The sequence below is a fragment of the Brevibacterium antiquum CNRZ 918 genome (genome assembly GCF_900169145.1).
In the GTDB taxonomy this organism is placed as follows: Bacteria; Actinomycetota; Actinomycetes; order Actinomycetales; family Brevibacteriaceae; genus Brevibacterium; species Brevibacterium koreense.
Genome location: NZ_FXZD01000009.1, coordinates 151323 through 169779, shown reverse-complemented (window position 1 = coordinate 169779; position 18457 = coordinate 151323). Strand labels below are relative to the sequence as shown.

At 64.2% G+C, this 18457-nt stretch carries 14 protein-coding genes; 9 read left to right on the top strand and 5 right to left on the bottom strand.

Annotated features, from left to right (window positions below; genetic code table 11):
• The first annotated feature begins 304 nt into the window (after positions 1-304).
• The 4 genes from BANT918_RS13560 to BANT918_RS13545 all read left to right on the top strand — a co-directional run bounded on the left by BANT918_RS13560 (position 305) and on the right by BANT918_RS13545 (position 6036).
• Positions 305-1936: an ABC transporter substrate-binding protein gene (locus BANT918_RS13560; protein ID WP_101620745.1), complete on the top strand. Its 1632-nt coding sequence runs from the start codon at positions 305-307 to the stop codon at positions 1934-1936.
• A 190-nt stretch (positions 1937-2126) separates the two neighbouring features.
• Positions 2127-3218, top strand: coding sequence for an ABC transporter permease (locus BANT918_RS13555; RefSeq protein ID WP_101620744.1), 1092 nt, complete (start codon positions 2127-2129; stop codon positions 3216-3218).
• On the top strand, positions 3218-4249 hold the full coding sequence (locus BANT918_RS13550) for an ABC transporter permease (protein ID WP_233429404.1): 1032 nt from the start codon (positions 3218-3220) through the stop codon (positions 4247-4249). The genes BANT918_RS13555 and BANT918_RS13550 overlap by 1 nt, the downstream gene beginning before the upstream one ends.
• Positions 4249-6036, top strand: a complete 1788-nt coding sequence (locus BANT918_RS13545; protein WP_101620743.1) for a dipeptide ABC transporter ATP-binding protein — start codon at positions 4249-4251, stop codon at positions 6034-6036. Before BANT918_RS13550 ends, BANT918_RS13545 begins: the two co-directional genes overlap by 1 nt.
• 300 nt (positions 6037-6336) lie before the next feature.
• Here BANT918_RS13545 and BANT918_RS13540 read toward each other — a convergent pair whose 3' ends face one another.
• Complete coding sequence (locus BANT918_RS13540; protein ID WP_101620759.1) at positions 6337-6999, bottom strand: TetR/AcrR family transcriptional regulator; 663 nt, start codon at positions 6997-6999, stop codon at positions 6337-6339.
• 375 nt (positions 7000-7374) lie between these two features.
• Between BANT918_RS13540 and BANT918_RS13535 the strand changes: the two genes are divergently transcribed.
• Together BANT918_RS13535 and BANT918_RS13530 are read left to right on the top strand one after the other, a co-directional pair.
• Positions 7375-7956, top strand: a complete 582-nt coding sequence (locus BANT918_RS13535) for an NADPH-dependent FMN reductase (RefSeq protein WP_101620742.1) — start codon at positions 7375-7377, stop codon at positions 7954-7956.
• 192 nt (positions 7957-8148) lie between these two features.
• Positions 8149-8910: a 3-hydroxyacyl-CoA dehydrogenase gene (locus BANT918_RS13530; protein ID WP_101620741.1), complete on the top strand. Its 762-nt coding sequence runs from the start codon at positions 8149-8151 to the stop codon at positions 8908-8910.
• 42 nt (positions 8911-8952) lie between these two features.
• On the opposite strand, the gene BANT918_RS13525 is transcribed toward BANT918_RS13530, so the two are convergent.
• The 4 genes from BANT918_RS13525 to BANT918_RS13510 all read right to left on the bottom strand — a co-directional run bounded on the left by BANT918_RS13525 (position 8953) and on the right by BANT918_RS13510 (position 13878).
• Positions 8953-9633, bottom strand: coding sequence for a response regulator transcription factor (locus BANT918_RS13525; RefSeq protein WP_101620740.1), 681 nt, complete (start codon positions 9631-9633; stop codon positions 8953-8955).
• Positions 9630-10982 (bottom strand): sensor histidine kinase, encoded by a 1353-nt coding sequence (locus BANT918_RS13520; RefSeq protein WP_101620758.1) that lies wholly within the window; start codon positions 10980-10982, stop codon positions 9630-9632. Before BANT918_RS13520 ends, BANT918_RS13525 begins: the two co-directional genes overlap by 4 nt.
• A gap of 96 nt (positions 10983-11078) precedes the next feature.
• Positions 11079-12497 carry a serine hydroxymethyltransferase gene (gene glyA / locus BANT918_RS13515; RefSeq protein ID WP_208618114.1) on the bottom strand — a complete coding sequence of 473 codons (1419 nt, stop codon included), beginning with the start codon at positions 12495-12497 and terminating at the stop codon, positions 11079-11081.
• Positions 12498-12843: 346 nt separating this feature from the next.
• Positions 12844-13878 carry a nitronate monooxygenase gene (locus BANT918_RS13510; RefSeq protein ID WP_101620739.1) on the bottom strand — a complete coding sequence of 345 codons (1035 nt, stop codon included), beginning with the start codon at positions 13876-13878 and terminating at the stop codon, positions 12844-12846.
• Between the two features lie 521 nt (positions 13879-14399).
• On the opposite strand from BANT918_RS13510, the gene BANT918_RS13505 reads away from it, so the two are divergent.
• The 3 genes from BANT918_RS13505 (at position 14400) to BANT918_RS13495 (ending at position 18456) form a co-directional block, all read left to right on the top strand.
• Entirely contained in the window at positions 14400-15662 is a 1263-nt protein-coding gene (locus BANT918_RS13505) for a trans-sulfuration enzyme family protein (protein ID WP_233430489.1), read from the top strand.
• Between the two features lie 197 nt (positions 15663-15859).
• Positions 15860-17824 (top strand): sensor histidine kinase, encoded by a 1965-nt coding sequence (locus tag BANT918_RS13500; protein ID WP_101620738.1) that lies wholly within the window; start codon positions 15860-15862, stop codon positions 17822-17824.
• Entirely contained in the window at positions 17812-18456 is a 645-nt protein-coding gene (locus BANT918_RS13495) for a response regulator transcription factor (RefSeq protein ID WP_101620737.1), read from the top strand. The genes BANT918_RS13500 and BANT918_RS13495 overlap by 13 nt, the downstream gene beginning before the upstream one ends.
• The last annotated feature ends 1 nt before the right edge of the window (position 18457 follow it).

Genomic DNA, 18457 nt, shown 5'->3' with positions numbered 1-18457 from the left:
GTCAGCCATCGTGGGATGCCTTTCGTGAGGTTCTTGGCGGAACTACTAGCGGGATCCCACGATGGTTCTTCACATTTTTGGGGGTAAAGTCCCTGGTGGGAATGCCACCACTCTATGGGACTCACCCCCGAGAAGTCGGGGCGGACGACGATTTCACTGAGACCGACGTTATGTTTCAAAGTGGTGACAGAGTGGGTCGAATCATACGGTTCAGTTCACTATTTGGGACAGGATCCGTAAGATGTGATGCGGATCTCTCCGAGCAAAGACGACACGGAGAGCACTTTTGGATGACAGGAACACAATGAAACGTCGAACTGGTGCAAAGGCAGTGGCCATCGCCGCTGCCGGCGCTTTGCTACTCTCGGCATGCTCGACCTCGACCACAGGTGGAGACGGCGAGGAAGGCGGTAGTTCCCTCACCGTGGGAACCACAGACAAGGTAGTCGCCCTCGACCCGGCCGGTGCCTATGACAACGGAAGTTCGCTCGTCGAACAGCAGGTCTATCCGTTCATCTTGGCCTACAAGCCGGGCACCGCAGACCTCAACCCCTCCATTGCGGAGTCGGCGGTCTTCAGCGAGCCGACCAAGTACGAGGTCAAACTCAAGGAAGGGCTGAAATACGCCAACGGGAACGAACTCACCTCTTCGGACGTGAAGTTCTCGTTCGAACGACAGCTGAAGATCCAGGACCCGAACGGACCGTCGTCCCTCCTCGGCGGCCTGGAATCGGTCGAGACTCCTGATGAGCAGACCGTGGTCTTCAACCTCAAACGCGAGAACGACCAGACCTGGCCGGGAGTCCTCGCCAGCGCCGCGGGACCGATCGTCGACGAGGACGTGTTCGAGGCGGACAAGATCACCGAGAATCAGGCAATCGTCGATGGCAAGGCCTTCGCGGGTCCCTACACAATCGACGGGTTCAAGTTCAACGAGCTGCTCACCTACAAGGCGAACAAGGACTACGAGGGCTTCATCGATCCGGCGAAGACCGAGACCGTGCAGATGAAGTACTTCTCGGATGCCAACAACATGAAGCTCGAGGTCCAGGAGGGCAAGATCGACGTGGCCTGGCGTTCGCTGTCGGCCACCGACATCGAAGACCTCGGCACGAAGGATGACCTCAAGGTGCACAAGGGGCCGGGCGGAGAGATCCGCTACATCGTCTTCAACATGGACACGATGCCCTTCGGCGCTAAGACTGACGACGCCGATGAGGAGAAGTCGTTGGCCGTGCGCCAGGCGATGGCCGATTCGGTCGATCGTCAGGCGATCGCGTCTCAGGTCTACAAGGACACCTTCACGCCGCTGTACTCTCACGTGCCCGAAGGGCTGCCGGGTGCCGATGAGCCTCTGAAGTCGGAGTACGGAGACGGTCAGGGAGCACCCGACGTCGACAAGGCGAAGAAGGCTCTGAAGGACGCCGGCGTCAAGACTCCGGTCAAACTCAACCTGCAGTACAACCCCGACCACTACGGTCCCTCCTCGGGCGACGAATACGCCCTGGTCAAGGATCAGCTGGACAAGACAGGACTATTCAAGGTCAATCTCCAGTCGACGGAATGGGTGCAGTACAACAAGGACCGCACCGCCGACTCCTACCCGATGTACCAGCTGGGTTGGTTCCCGGACTACTCGGACGCAGACAACTATCTCGTTCCGTTCTTCTACGACACGGACGAGACGCCGAGCTTCCTGGGCAACCACTACCGGGACAAGACGATGAACAAGGAACTGAACGCTCAGTCCTCCATTGCTGACGAGGGCGAGCGTGCGGACGCACTGAAGAAGATCCAGGGTCAGCTCTCCGAGGAGCTGCCGACTCTGCCGCTGCTCCAGGGCAACCAGATCGCAGTGTCCGGCAAGGATGTGAAGGGCGTCGATGACACCCTCGATCCCGCGTTCCAGTTCCGTTTGGCGCTGCTGAGCAAGTGAGACCGCGCACGGCAATACCTCGACGGTCAGTGTACTGACCCTCGATACGAGGTGCAGGTGAGCCGCACGGTCCACCTGCACCTCGTCGTGCGTTCGCACCTCGTCACCCGGGCGAAGACACGATCGACGCCCGATGCAATCCACGTCTGATGACGACACAACCGTCTACCGACGAAAGCCAAAGGAACACATGTCTGCAGCCACAAGCGAACCTGGGGCGGAGGCCGCCGAGACCTCGGTCGCGGTGAAGAAGCCCTCGGGAGGCGGATTGGGGCGCTACGTCCTCATCCGATTCGTCCTCATCATCCCCACCATCTTCATCCTCACCACACTCGTATTCTTCCTCATGCGGATCACCGGCGACCCGATCTCCGCGTCGATGGGCGGGCGTCTGACCACGGAGCAACTGGCCGAACGTATCCACGCCGCCGGCTATGATCGCCCGATCCTCGTCCAGTACTTCGAATACATGGGCAACCTGCTCAAGGGCGACTTCGGCACGGCGATCTCCGATGGGCAGCCCGTGTCGAGTATTCTCCTCAACTACGGAACCGCGACCGTCGAGCTCGTCTTCTACGCCCTGATCGTCGCCTTCATCCTCGGCATCCCACTGGGAATGCTCGCCGCATACCATCGGGACAAGGCTCCCGATGCGGCGCTTCGGATCCTCGCGATCCTCGGCTACGCCACCCCGGTCTTCTTCGCCGGCATGATCCTCAAGCTGGTCTTCGGCGTATTCCTGCCCATTCTGCCCGTCGCGGGCCGCGGCACCACCGAGACCGAATACATCATGTCCGGCGTGGTCGGGCCCACCCGGTTCTACATCATCGACGCGATCCGCATCGGCAACATCGAAGTCCTCGGCGACGTGCTTGCCCACGCGGTCCTGCCAGCGATCGCCCTCGGTGTTCTCACGGCCGGAGTCTTCCTCCGGCTCGTCCGCACGAACCTCATCGGCACCTTGGGGCAGCAGTACATCGACTCGGGTCGGTCCCGCGGAATCTCCGAATACCGTCTGGTCACCAAGCACGCATACCGTCCCGCGCTGATCCCGATCGTCACGGTCATGGGCATGCAGATCGCACTCATGCTCGCCGGTGCCGTGCTGACCGAGACGACGTTCGAGTGGAAGGGCCTCGGCTTCAAACTCGCCGAATATCTCACTGCCCGCGACTTCGTCGCCGTCCAGGGAATCGTGGTGTTCCTCGCCATCATCGTGGCGCTGACCAACTTCCTCGTCGACGTCGTCGCCGCTTTCATCGACCCCCGAGTGAGGTACTGATGTCCACTCCAGAGAACAACGAGAACGTCGCCAAGGCGGCTCCGGGCTCCGGTGTCCCCGCCATCACCAGCGATGACGTGGCCAAAAAATCCTGGTTCGCCCGACTGCCGATCGTCTCCCACCTGCGCCAGTCCGTCGGTCTGCAGCGGGGAATGCTCGTCACCGGGCTCGTCCTGTGCGGCATCGTCCTCATCTGCGCGATCTTCGCCCCGCTCATCGCCCCCTACGGCTTCAATCAGCTGGGCACCGCTGATGGCAACTTCGGTTCGAAGCTGCCACCCGGCGGAACCCACATCTGGGGCACAACAGTCGGTGGCTACGACGTCTTCTCCCGAGTGGTCTGGGGCGCCCAGACCGCTGTTGCCGTCATCATCGTGGCCGTGATCATGTCGATCTTCGCCGGTGTCATTCTGGGACTCGTTTCGGGCTACCTGGGCGGCTGGCTCGACCGGATCCTCGTCGTCATCGCCGACGCGGTCTACGCCTTCCCGACCCTGCTGCTCGCGCTTGTCATGTCGATCGCGATCTCCGGCGGTCAATCGAGCGCCTGGGGCGGCATCGCCGCGGCCGCATTCTCGATCACCGTAGTCTTCATCCCGCAGTACTTCCGCGTCGTGCGCGCGGAGACCCTGCGCCTCAAGGCAGAGCCCTTCGTCGAGTCGGCGATCGTGCTCGGTGCCTCGAAGACCCGAATCATCTCGAAGCACATCTTCCGCAACGCCACGCGGACCCTGCCGCTGATATTCACCCTCAACTCCTCAGAGGCGATTCTGACCCTGGCTGGACTCGGGTTCCTGGGCTTCGGCATCGAACCCACCTCGGCGTCGGAATGGGGCTATGACCTCAACAAGGCGCTGCCGGACGTGACCAGCGGTGTGTGGTGGACCTCGGTGTACCCGGGACTGGCCATCGTGCTGACGGTCCTGGGCATCACCCTGGTCGGCGAATCGATGAACGATCTCAACGATCCCCGCCTGAGAGTGCGTCGCAAAGCGAAGACGAAGATCGCCAAGTCCGTGGAGGTCAAGTGATGAGTAAGAACGTGAAGACAGCCAGCCCAGACAGTCCTGGCAACAGCATCCTCGACGTCCAGCGGCTCGATGTCACCTTCTCCACCGACGGCGGCGATGTGCATGCCGTCAAGGACGTGAGTCTGTCGGTCGCCCCCGGTGAGGTGCTCGCGATCGTGGGCGAATCCGGTTCCGGCAAGACCGTGACCGCGCGCAGCATCCTCGGGCTCCTGCCCGAGACCGCCCAGCGCTCGGGCGCGGTCATCATCTCCGGCAAGGATGTCCTCAGCGTCTCCAGCCAGCAGCTGCGCGAGATGCGCGGAAGTGACGTATCGATGGTGTTCCAAGAGCCGTCGACTGCGCTCAACCCCGTCTACACTGTGGGCTGGCAGATCGCTGAAGGACTGCGCGCGCACAATCGGAAGGCGAGTAAGGCCGAACTCAAGGCGAAGGTCGTCGCGGCAATGGAGCAGGTGGGGATCCCCGATGCGAAGAACCGCTTCGACTACTTCCCACACCAGTTCTCCGGTGGGCAGAAGCAGCGCATCGTCATCGCCATGGCGTTGGCGCTGGGAGCCAAGCTCATCGTCGCCGATGAGCCGACCACCGCACTCGACGTCACCGTTCAGGCCGAGATCCTCGACCTGCTGCGAGACCTGCGCGATGAGACCGGGACTGCGATCGTGCTGATCACCCACAATATGGGTGTCGTCGCCGATCTCGCCGACCGGGTCGCTGTGATGTATCGGGGTGACCTCATAGAGGTCTCGCCGGTCAAACAGCTCTTCAACGATCCGCAGGAGCAGTACACACGAGACCTGCTCGGAGCCGTCCCGCGGCTGGGGTCGACGGTCGTCGGCAGCCGCAAGGCCGCCGCGGCCGAGGAACGTGAGGGCGACCGGACAGGGACCACCTCGGTGGGGGAGCCGGGAGACGTCGGTGACGAACGTGGGTCCGGCAGGGGCCGTGACGAACGGGACTCCATCGTCGTCGCACGCGACCTGGACATCGTCTATCCGGGAGGGCTCGGGCGCCCGGACTTCCAGGCGGTGAAGTCCGTGAGCTTCGACATCAAGGCCGGCGAGGTCTACGGTCTGGTGGGCGAATCCGGTTCGGGCAAGACCACGATCGGTCGTGCCATCGCCGGCCTGACCAGGGCCAGTGGTGGGAGCCTGCAGGTCCTCGGGCATGAAATGGTCGGGTTCAAGGAACGCGCATTCTCCCCGATCCGGCGTCGGATCGGATTCGTGTTCCAGGATCCTGCGGCCTCGTTCAACCCGCACCTGACGATCGGCGAGTGTGTGGCGGAGCCCTTCGCCATCCACAGGCGGGACATGAGCGCCAAGGATCGGTCCAAGCGGGTGCTCGAACTCCTCGACTCGGTGCAGCTGCCGACGGCCTATGCGGCCAGGTACCCGCACGAGATCTCGGGCGGTCAACGGCAGAGAGCCTCGCTCGCTCGAGGACTGGCGCTTGATCCTGAGCTGCTCATCGCCGACGAGCCGACTTCGGCCCTCGACGTGTCCGTGCAGGCCAAGGTGCTTGAATTGTTCGTCGAGCTGCAGAACAGGTTCGATTTCGCGGCCCTGTTCATCAGCCACGATCTGGCCGTGGTCGACATGCTCTCCGATCGCATCGGAGTGCTGTTCCACGGCGAGCTGTTGGAAGAGGGGACAGGCGAGAAGGTGCTCGGGTCGCCGAGCACCGACTACACGAAGCGACTCATCGCCTCCCTGCCCGTTCCGGACCCGGATGAGCAGGCGAAGAGACGCGAACTGGCCCGCAACCTGCGCACCGCCGCGGGCTGAGGCTCGGAGCGCACCGCCGCCGGTTGAGCGGAGCACTGCCGTCGGCTGAGCGGAGCACTGCCAGCCGAGGACCGCAGTCGCGGGCAGTCGTGCCGGGCCGACGTCGGCAACCTCCCGGGCGCTGAGCAACCTTCAGAATGAGTTCCCCACGGTCTCAGCAACACCACGGGCGCTGAGCAACCTTCAGCGGGGTTGCCCAGCGCCCGGGAGGTTGCTGAGGCTGTCGACCCGACGGAGCTGAGTGCAGATGCGGTGCATTATCACCGCATCCGGCACGAGCGAGCAAGTGACCGAGCGAGCTCAGGCCTTGTCGTCGGAGATGAAGTCGAGCATGCCTGCCTGACTGATCGGCAGTGCCAGCAGGCGGCTGAGCTCCTCGGCGCTGGGGTCGACGCCGAGGATGCGCAGCGAGTACTGCGTGAAGTCGCGTTCGATGGTGTCTGGTGTCAGATCACCGGTGGGGCGGTACCAAAGTGAGAGCGAGTTGCAGATCGAATGGATTGCACGTGTGGCAAGTTGCGCACTGTCGACGTCGAACGTACCTGCGTCGATGCCTGCCTGGACGATGTCGCCCATGATGACTCGTGCCTCGCGTTGAAGTTCCTTCACGCGGGCGGCATTGTCACCGGTCAGCCGTTCGGTGTCGCGCAGAAGCACCGTGGACACCGAAACATTCTCTATGCGGTAGCGGGCGAGGTAGCGCACCGCCACGGTCAGCTGCTCGGTGGGATCGTCGCCCACTTCGGCGATGACGGCTCGGCAGTGCTCGCTGTACCAGGTGTACGCCGTATGCACGAGCTCGTACAGAGCTTCCTGCTTGGACGGGAAGTAGTAGTAGAGTGCGGACAGACTCAGTCCGGCGGCCTGCGCGATATCGCGGATGGAGGCACCATCGAATCCCTTCGCGGCGAAGGTGTCCCGAGCCGAGCGGAGGATGTTGTTGCGGCCGTTGGTTGATCTCACGGTGCTTGTGCCCCCTGGCAGTCGGATATCGAACAATCTTTCACTTGCCAACCGAGAATACATGACGTTGCTCCGCGAATGGCCGTTTCCAGCCAGAATTCGGCGATCTCTGCGCTGCTGAGGTATGCGCTGGCTCTGGTCGACAGATGGAGGCCACCCCAGACCGGCGACTGAAAACACCACCCCGAGCAGGCGCCTGAAAGCACCACCCGAGCGGGCAGCCGAGGGTAACGCCAATCACATCGCCGAGCGGGAATGATTGATGATTCAATCATGTTTGGAAAGTGTGGCTCGCACGGCCGAAGACTGCCGCTGCCGATCTCCTGAAGCCAACGTCACCTGACATCGCAGCCTATGAACAAACTGAGGACGGACATGCTCAACATCGCCATCATTCCCGGAACTTCGCGCCCGCAGGCACTCAACCCGCAGATCGTCTCCTGGGCCAAGGACCAGCTGGCCGGTCGCGAGGACGTGCGCGCCGAGGTCGTCGACTTCGCCGACTTCGATCTGCCGCTGCTCGACGAGGTCATCCCGGCCGGCGCGAACATGTACCAGAACGACCACACCAAGGCCTGGGGCGCCAAGCTCGCAGAATTCGACGCCTTCATCTTCGTCACCCCTGAGTACAACCACTCGATCTCCGGATCGCTGAAGAACGCCCTCGACTTCGTCGCCACCGAGTTCAACCACAAGGTCGCCGGCATCGTGAATTACGGCGCAGACAAGGGTGTGCGTGCCGCAGAGCACCTGCGCCATATCCTCGCCAACTACAAGCTGGCTGTTGTGCGCGACCAGGCCTCCTTCAGCCTCTTCACCGATGTCGCGGATGGCACGTTTGCTCCGACTGACGTCTCCGCGGCCCCGTTCGCATCGATGCTCACCGACCTCGTGAGCTGGGGCGAAGCCCTGAAGTCCGTGCGCGAGGATTCCGCGTCCGAAGAGCAGGCCGCCTGACACTCACTTCGCTGCCCAGCCGCAGGTGAAGCAGCCCTTCGCCCGGTGGTGACGCATCAGGAGCCCGCCGGTCCGAGTGACCGGCGGGCTCCGTCGTTGAGTCCCGTCCGCCTCCCCTGAGGTGACCCCGCCCACGGGCCTGAGTTAGGGTCGAATCAACACAACGTTCACTCAGTGATACGAAGGACTCTCATGGATCTCAACAACACAGTCGCTCTCGTCACCGGCGGCGCCTCCGGGCTCGGCCGCGCCACCACAGAACGACTCCTGGGCGCCGGCGCCCAGGTCGTCATGGTCGATCTCAACGCCGAGGTGGGCCAACAGGTGGCCGCAGAACTCGGCGATGACGCCCATTTCGTCTCCGCAGATGTCACCAACGAGGAGCAGGTTCAGGCCGCCGTCGACACGGCGACCGGCCTCGGCCAGCTGCGAGTCGTCGTCAACTGCGCGGGAGTCGCGACCCCCGGAAAGCTCGTCTCGCGCAAGGGCCCGCTAGCCCTGGAAGCGTTTTCGAAGGTCCTCAATATCAACGTCGTCGGCACCGTCAACGTGTGTCGTCTGGCTGCAGCTGCCATGCAGGCACAGGAGACTGTGGGCGAAGAGCGCGGCGTCATCATCAACACCGCCTCGGTTGCGGCCTTCGACGGCCAGATCGGTCAGATCGCCTACTCCGCGTCCAAGGGGGCCATTGCCGCGGTGACCCTGCCGATGGCACGCGAACTCGCATCCTCACAGATCCGCGTCGTCACGATCGCACCGGGAATCTTCGAGACCCCGATGATGGCCGGACTGCCCGAAGAGGCTCAGGAATCCCTGGCGAAGTCGATTCCCCATCCCTCCCGACTGGGCAAGCCCGCCGAATACGCGCAGCTCGCCGAATCGATCATCGCCAACCCGATGCTCAACGGGGAGACCATTCGTCTCGACGGTGCCATCCGCATGGCCCCGAAATGATCTGAACTGCAAGGCCGCTGGGCTGCTGAAACTCTGAGCGGCTCAGCGTCTTTCGTTGACGAGCAGGGCCAGCTGGACGCGGGTGCTGACGTCGAGTTTGTAGAAGATGCGCGCCAGGTGGGTCTTCACCGTGGCTGTGGAGACGAACAGCGCCCGTGCCACCTGCGCATTCGTCAAACCCTTTGCGACCGCCTCGGCGATCTCCCGTTCTCGTGAGGTCAGCGGCTCCAGCGGGTCGGGCCCACTGGAGTTCTGCAGTGCCCCGGCACCGGTGGGCCCGAAACGTCCCGCCTCCGTCGCCGAGGTGGTGGCCCCTCCCAGCAGGGAGTCGATGGCGCTCGGAGACAGGGTTCTGGTGCCGTTCGCAGCGGCCCGGACCGCATGGATGAGTTCGTCCGGGGGCGTGTCCTTGAGGATGTAGCCGGCCGCTCCCGAGCGCAGTGCCTGAAGCACGAACTCGTCGGTTCCGAAGGCGGTGAGGATGAGAACCTCGGGGTGGGAGGCCTGAGCCATGAGGGTCCGGGTCGCCTCGAGCCCGTCCATGACGGGCATGCGGATGTCCATGAGGATGATGTCAGGTGCGAGCTCACGGGAGAGTTCGATGGCCTCGGCACCATGGGCCGCCTCGGCGATGATGTCGATGTCATCGGCCGCGCCGAGGAGGAGGCGCAGGCCCGAACGCATGAGGGACTCGTCGTCGGCGATGATGACTCTGATGCTCACGCGATCTCCTCGTTCAGTTGCGGCACGGGGATCCGGGCGCGCAGTTCGAAAGCGGGGGTCCGAGCCACGCTGAGGTCTCCACCCATGGCTTCCATCCTCTCTTTGAGTCCGAGCAGGCCCAGTCCAGATCCAGCCAGCGACTGTTCCCGCGCTTTCGCGACTGTCGGAGCCTCGGCGATATGGGCGTTGTATGCGAGCATCTCGACGCTCTCCAGCTCGGAAATCCACGACAGAGTGAGGAGGAGCTTCTGCCCGGGGGCGTGCTTGACCGCGTTCGTGATCGCCTCCTGGGCGAAGCGATAGATCGTCGTGCGTTCCAGCGCCCCGACAGAATGCAGGAACTCCGGTGTGAGCGGCTGTGTGTAGGTCAGTTCCACAGTGTCTGATCGGTCGGCGATGAGGCGTTCCAGGTCGGGATCGATCACGGTGCCCTGATCGTCTCCGCGCAGCATCGTCAGCACCTCACGCAGTTCGATGCCCGAGCGGCGAGCGCTGGCCGCGATGAGGCGCGCACTCTCATGCACGGATTCGGGGTCGAGATCCCGGCGCACCGAGAGGGCACCGGAGTACATGGCGATGACACTGAGATGGTGCGACAGCGAGTCGTGCATATCTCGAGCAATCCCGCGGCGCACCTCGGCGACGGCCCGGTCCTGGCGGGAACGTTCGCGCAGCAGGGTCTGGGCTGCCGTGTCGATGAGACCCTGTTCGCGTGCACCGCGGATGACCCCGATGACGACGAGTATGGCGAAGACAGCGCCGTTGACCAGGAAGATGGGCAGCTCGAACTGCCCGAACGCGTTCGGTGTCAGCGTATAGGCCATGCTCTGGGAAGCGATTGCGACCGCGAGACAGGCGAAGTCGAGTGACCAGCTGCGACGTGCCGACAACGTGATGAGGAGGGCGGAGGCGGCGACCGCGCCGAGGAGGCTGATCGTACCGAGGAGGATGCCGAGGAGCCCGACGGCCACCGGAATCCATCCGCCGGGTCGACGCTGCAGGGATTCGACGGACCCGTCTTCGGCGAGGAATTCCTCCCCTCCGCGGCCGCTGGCGGTCAGGAAATCGCGGAACTTCTCTGCGGCGAGCACCTTGGGTCGCAGGGTCTTGCGAGGGATGGTCCGCCCGTCGAAGAGCAGGACGATCGGCAGGCAGGCCAGAGCGACGATGCCGAAGGCGATGTGGACGAACAATTCGGCGCGGAGCGCCCCCGCCTGCGCCCCGGCATCCTGCGGATCTGGCCATTGGGCTCCGACGCCGATGGCCAGTATGAGCACGCCGACTGCCAAGGAGACGCCCGTCCAGAAGAGAGCATGCAGAAGAGTGTTGCCGCCGCGATGGTAAGTCACCACTCGAGGCTACCGGTCGCACTCGGCCGCTGTTGTCGTCCGAAAGGATGAGATCGACCGTGCCGATGACCGATGGTGAGCGGCCGCGTTCGTCACTCAAGCGGTGAACTTCACCTCGCTGAAGTCCTTGCGCCACATCGATACTTCGCTGGCGATCTCGCTCAGAGCCACCTCGGTGCCGGGCTCTGCCCCCGTCTCCGCCACGGTCGTGTCCTGCGTCCGGCCGATGTCGAGGGCCCGCGCCATGAGTTCGGCCATCCGGGGCATATCGGCGGCGGTCATCCCTCGGCGCACGATCTCCGGGGTGCCGATGCGAAGGCCGTTCTGGACTCCGGGCTCTTCGGGCACGGGAAGGCCGATGCCCGAGGTGAGGAAGCCGGCGCGCTCCAAGGTCCGGGCCGCTCTCATGCCCCCGCCGAAGGGTGCGGCCAGCAGCCCGAACTGGTGGGAGTCGGTGAAGCCCTGCCTGCAGCGGAAAGGTTCGACACCGCGCGCCGAGAGCTCGGTGGCCAGGGCGGATGCGCTCGCCCTCATCTCGGATGCATAGTCCTCACCACATTCGATCCAGTCGGCCAGGGTCACGCCGAGCGCAGCGACGGCGCTTGCGTCGAAGTTCGCGGTCAGCCCGGGGAACGCGATCGCGTCGATGCGCTCCGAGAGCTCGGCGTCATTGCTCAGCAGCAGTCCGTGGGAGGGCCCGCCGAGGCTCTTGTACGTGCTCATCGACATGAGGTGAGCACCCTCGTCGAGTGGGTTGGCCCACTGCTTGCCGGCGATCATCCCGCACGCGTGGGCGGCGTCGAAGAGGAGGTGGGCGCCGACGGCATCGGCGATCTCGCGGACCTTTGCCACGGGATGTTCGAAGAGATTGAGCGAGCCACCCATAGTGATCAGTCGCGGCTTCACCTCGCGGGCCAGTGCCGCGAGTGCGTCGAGGTCATAGCTGTAGGCGTTGATATTGACCGGGGCTCCGGTGGTCCTGAGCCCGTACAGCCCGGCCGCGCCCTCGGCGTGGTGGGTGACGTGCCCGCCGATCGTGGTCGGGGAGGCGATGATGTCGTCGCCGGGTTGGCATGTGGCCATGAACGCGTAGAGGTTCGCCATCGCGCCGCTGGGCACGCGCACCTCGGCGAAGGAGGCGTTGAACAGGCGGGCGGCGAGTTCAGCGGTGACGACCTCCACCTGCTCGATGTGCTCGAGGCCCATCTCGTACTTCTCACCCGCATAGCCCAAGGAGGTCCGTGAGCCCGAGCCACTGGACAGCAGGGCCGCCGCACGTGGGTTGAGGACGTTCGAGGCGGGGTTGAGATTGAACGCCTCCTCGTCGTGGAGCCGATCCGAGGCGGCGATGAGGTCTTCGATGCCTGCAACGACCTCAGGCATGGTGGCGCTCGTGTCGCCGCGGCTGCTATCGCGGCTCCCATTGCGACTGCTCTCGCCGAGGTGGGTGCGGGAGATGGCCTCGATGCGTTCGCGGCTGCCGGCGGGAACCCAGGTCTGCGGTGTCTGGAACAAGGGCGACTCCTTCGTCGTGGTGGACTCGTGGCGCGACCGGGCCGGTGCGCCCGGATGCCTTCGATCCTAGGCAATCGATGTCAGAATTCCGCGGTCCGAGCCGCAAGAGTGTGTATGAGGTTCATCGTGCGAACGTTGAACGATCAGCACCGCTGTGGACGATAGCCGGGAGGTGGTTCCCGCGACTCACACCGCGGGCAGCCTCGCGAGCACCTCGAACCCGTTCGCTCAGTGACTCCCTGGGCGGCGCAGCAAGAACTACCGGCCGCTGAGTTGAGGAAGGAATGGGTCACTTTCTCGGGGTGAAATCAGCCCAAAACTTCCACAATTCGCGGTGGGGCTGCGACTACTCGCGCGCGAATGGAGCCCCGAGCTCCTTGATGACCGTTTCGGCGGAACCCGTGTGGGCGCCTCGATGGCCGGTGCCGGCCCACAGATGGAGCCACTGAGGATCGTCGTCCTTCTTCGCCTGGGCGCGGAAGGACTTCGTCAAGTGATGAACCGCCGGGTAGGCATCGACCGCGATCGGATCGAACTTCCGCACGAAGTCATTGACCAGCGCACGAGCCGGCCTGCCGGTGAAAGCACTGGTCAGCTGGGTCTCGTCGAAGTCCTCGGACTGCAGAGCAGCGCGGTGGGTCGGCGCAGTGCCTGCCTCATCGGTGAGCAGAAGTAGGGTACCGACGACCACGGCGCTCGCCCCAGCCTGCAGCAGCTCGTCGACTGCCTCGACACCATCAATTCCGCCTCCTGCCGCCACGGGCAGGTCCACTTCGGCGAGGACCTCGCGAACAAGGTCGGCAGTGGACCGATCCTCGATGGATCGCGTCGGGTCGGCGGTGCCCGAGTGCCCACCGGCACGAGGACCCTGAACGATGAGAGCGTCGACGCCGCGATCGGCGGCTGTGCGCGCCTCGGCGGTGGTCGTCACGGTGGCGACCACCTGAGTTCCGACGCATTGGAGACGAGAGACCACCTCGGCGCTGGGGATGTTGAAGGTCATTGACACGAGGGGCACGGGATTGCCGACGAGGTAGTCGATCTTGTCGGTGTAGTGATCGTCGTCATCAACCGGCTCTGGATCGATGGCGACTCCACGATCGGCCGCGACCGGCTCGAGCGCCGAAGCGAAGGCGTCGAAGGCGCCGCGATCAACGGGCACAACGTTTGGAGCGAAGAGATTGACGCCGAAGTTCGCGGTCGTCTCGCGCATGCGCGAGATCAGCGGGGCCAATGCTTCGGCGCTGAGATAGCCGCCGGCCACGAACGGGAATCCGCCGGCTCGGGCGACTGCAGCTGTGAGTTCGGGCGTCGTCGTTCCGCCGGCCATCGGAGCTCCGATGATGGGCAGGTCAGTGGTCTCGAAGGCGATCGTCGTCATCTTTTCCTACTCTTTACTCGGGCTTCCTGGACGAGGTGGGCTCCTCATGGGATGAGTATTCCTCTGCCATTCTTGCACTCCTGCTGAGCTGTGGCGTTCCAGGTCGGCAGCGATGAGGGTACGTGGTCGGGGGAGCCCAGGCTCACCCGAAAGTAGCGCTTGGGCCGTCTCCGGTCGGAACTCAGAAGTGGTGTGCCGGCGGCCGGCCTGAGGGTGCAGGCGCCCGAGACAACGGCGGTCAGCTTCGACTGGGGGACACTTGGGGACCGATCGAAGTTTCATAGCCTCGGTTTGAACGTGGGCCCTGAAACTTCGATCGATCCCCAGCCAGCTCCAGCGCCGCCGCTGTTCACGCCTTCGACTTTTCCGACCCGCGTGACGAAGAATGACGCCGCAAGACCGGAACATGACGGCCGGTGACACCCAAGGTCACAGGAGAGGGCATTGAGCGAGCAGCCCATCCAGACTGGTGTGACTTCGGCAGCGAAGTCGAAGTGTCGTCAGTGAAGGAAGGACCCGCCGTGAGCATCACAGAACCCTTGCGCACCGCTCAGCCTGGCATTTCGACCCGTTCGGTGCATTCGGGCGCCGACCCCGAATCACATACAGGCTCGGTCGTTGCCCCGATCTTCCAGACCTCGACCTTCATGATGGACACCCCGGGCCAGACCCGTGCCGGCTTCGACTACGCACGCACCGGCACCCCGAACCGCAGCGACCTCGAACAGGTGCTGTGCGAACTGGAGAACGCAACGTTTGCGGCGGCAGTGAACTCGGGCACTTCGGCGGAGGTCGCGGTGTTCTCGGCACTGCTGGGCCCCGGCGATGAGATCATCATTCCCCGCGATATCTACGGCGGCACCTACCGGCTGCTCGTCAACGAGTATGAGCGCTGGGGAATCAGCATCCGCACGGTCGACCTCACCGACACCGAGGCGCTGGCGGCCGCGATCTCCGAGAAGACCGCGATCGTGTGGGTCGAGACCCCGAGCAACCCCGGCCTCGATATCGTCGACATCGAGGAGACGGCCAGGCTGGCACATGCCGCGAACGCGCTCCTCGCCGTCGACTCCACGTTCGCGACACCCATCCTCCAACGCCCCATCGAACTCGGGGCCGATGTCGTCATCCACTCGACGACGAAGTTCATCAACGGCCACTCCGATGTCATCGGTGGCGCCGTTCTCGCCGGCGACGGCTCGACCTGTGCCCGTGCCGCCGAGGTTGTCGAACGTCTGCAGAACTACCTTGCATCCGTGGGGCTGGGCGTCGCCCCGTTCGATGCGTGGCTTACCCGTCGCGGCATCAAGACACTGCCGGTGCGCATGGCCAGGCACTGTGAGAACGCGCAGGCCGTGGCCGAATGGTTGGAAGACCGTCCCGAGATCGCCGAGGTGCTCTACCCGGGTCTGCCTTCCCACCCAGGCCATGAGGTTGCAAAGAAGCAGATGAGCGGCTTTGGAGGAGTCGTGTCATTTCGCACGGATACCGAAGCACGTGCCCTGTCTCTGGTGCAGAACACTCAGCTCATCACTCTGGCCGAGTCGCTTGGCGGAGTCGAGTCCCTCATCGATCATCCGGCGACCATGACTCATCTGGCGGTCGCCGACTGTGAGCTCAGCGTCTCGCCGACGTTCATCCGCCTGTCCCTGGGCATTGAGGATATCGGCGACATCCTCGCCGACCTTGAAACGGCGCTTGCTGCAGCGGAGCAGACGTTCACGGGGGACTCCGAGGGCCACCCATCACCGGCAGCTCTGAATCACCCATTTGCAGCGGTATGAAAAGCGGCTGACGCGGCGCGGTGCTCTGCTTACGGTAGGTCGTAGAGGTCCTGGTAGTCACTACCAGCACCGGTGTTGCGTGTACCCGGCCGCTATAGCTGCGTGTGCGTCTGGTCACCGGGCGTGGGGAAAACCCGACGTAGGCTAGGCGGTCAACGTGCTGTTGGCAGCTCGCCGACTCCCGTAGCGTATTTGCTATGAGTGAGAACACCCCCACGAACCCGCACGAATCGGAGCCGCAGGGCACCGATTCTCTGGAGTCCCAGACACCAGAAGAGACACCAGAAGAGACACCAGAAGAGACGCCAGAAGAGATACCAGAATCAGCGAGGTCCATCGGCGCGGAGGCGATAGTCAACGCGCCGCCAAGCGCAGAGACTCTCGAGGTTCCACCGAGCCCAGAGTCCTCGGCCGGCGGCGCGAGCGATGAGTCCGCTGACACGCCTTCGGCGACGGAAGAGGAGCAGCCATCCGGATCACCCCGGGCTTCGCAGTCGCCGACGACCGACTATCCGACGCAGCAGCACACGCCAGCATCCCCCCAGACCCGCGTGATGAATGCGAACTCCCCACAGGGATACCCGGGTCAGGGGCTCCCACAGCAGACGCCCGGACAGCAGCCCACCCAGGTGCACCCATCCCAGCCCGGCCATTCCCAATATGCTGGCCATTCCGCACAGACCGCAAGTGCCCCGCGCACCTACCCCAACCAGCAATCCGCCCGGTTCCCCAACCAGCATCCTGCACCCGCGGCCGGGCCCTATGGGCAGATGCCGATGCGCCCGGTGCAGCCGATGCAACCGCCTCGGCGGAAGAAGCCGAGGACGGAGAACGTCACTTACGCACCTGTGACAGGGACGATGCCTCTCACCGCCGACGGGGTGACTGAGATCCCCGCCGACGGCCCGATCGAATGGCCGCACAAGCGAGCCGGAATCGTCGGCGTCGCGAACCTCGTGCTCTCTGCCGTGATGGCTGTGGTCTGGGCTTGGATCCCGCTCGGCCTGCTGTTCACCGGCCTCGGTGGAATCTTCGCTCTCGGCCTCGGCGTGCTCGCACTCGTCGCCTGGGTCCTCGTCCAGCAGGGTGCCAACGTGTTCGAGCGCTACCGTGCTGAACTCATCTACGGCGACCGCATCCCGGTTCCGAAGATCGAACGCAGCACCCGTGAATCGGGATTCACCCGCTTCTGCCACAATCGCTGGCTGTATGTGAAGTCCGGCTCGTTCTGGCGCTCGAGTGCCCACCACTACGTGAAGATGCTGCTCGGCGCGATCGTCGTCTTCGGCACTGTCGCCGGCATCTGCGCGGCTGTCCTCGGCATCTTCAGCGCCATCAACCCGGAGGGCGTCACGACCTTCTTCCTCGGTTCTTCCACCGGCGGGTTGGGACGCATCGGCGTTGCCATCGGCTCCCTCATCGTCCTCGCCAGCTCCCTGGCGATCCTGTGGTTCGCCCCATACCTCGACAGGGCCCTGGATCGCAGCCTTCTCCCACCTGCACGGACCGCGGCGCTGCAGGCCGAGGTCACCGAACTCGACCGGGCCCGCATGGCCGGGATTGAGGCCGCCGGTGCAGAGCGGCTGCGCATCGAACGTGACCTCCATGATGGAGCTCAGCCCCGCCTCGTCGCCCTGAGCATGACGTTGGGCATGGCGAAGTCGAAGATCGACAACGACCCCGAGCGTGCCAAGGAGTTGGTCTCCGAGGCCCACTCCGAGGCGAAGGGCATCGTCAACGAGCTGCGGCAGTTGGCGCGCGGCATCCACCCTGCGGTGCTCACCGATCGTGGACTCGACGCGGCTGTCTCCGCTCTGGCAGGGCGCTCGTCGATCCCGGTCGAGGTCGATGTCCGTCTCTCCGGACGCATCGATCGAGAGGCCGAAGCTGTGGCGTACTTCGTTGTCGCCGAATGCCTGACGAACATCGCCAAGCATTCGGGGGCAACACATGCCCGAGTCTTCATCGCCCCGATCGAGACAGGCGTCCAGATCGTCGTCACCGACAACGGTGTGGGCGGGGCGCGCATCGACCGTTCGGGCCGTCACACCGGGATCGCCGGTTTGCTCGATCGCGTCGGTGCCGCTCGTGGGACACTGAACCTGACCAGCCCTGCAGGTGGGCCAACTACTGTCGTTGTGGAGGTGCCATGCGCATCGTAATCGCCGAAGACTCTGCCATCTTGCGAGCCGGACTCGAGAGGCTTTTGGTCGATGCCGGCCACGATGTCATCGCCGCTGTCCCCGACGCCAACGAACTCCTCGCGACGGTCCACAACACTCCACCCGACCTCGCCATCATCGATGTGCGCATGCCACCGACGTTCACCGACGAGGGCATCCGCGCGGCCGTGCTCATCCGCAAGCAGAATCCCGACGTCAAGGTGCTCGTGTTCAGCCAGTATGTGGAGGAGCAGTACGCGTCCGAGCTCATCGCTGAGAACACCGGTGGCTTCGGATACCTGCTCAAGGACCGAGTTGCCGATGTCGAGGACTTCCTCGCCGCCGTCGACGAGGTCGCCTCCGGCGGCACCGTCTTAGACCCTGAGGTCGTCTCGCAGATCCTCGTGCGCACACGCAAGAAAGACGGACTCTCAACCCTGAGCCCACGCGAACTCGAAGTCCTCCAGCTCATGGCCGAAGGCAAATCGAATGCTGCGATCGCCCGCACCCTCTACCTCAGTGCGGGAGCGGTTGAGAAGCACATCAGTTCGGTCTTCACTAAGTTCGGTCTCACGGCCGACACTTCGGACAATCGACGAATCCTCGCCGTCCTCACTTTCCTCGGAGCATAGA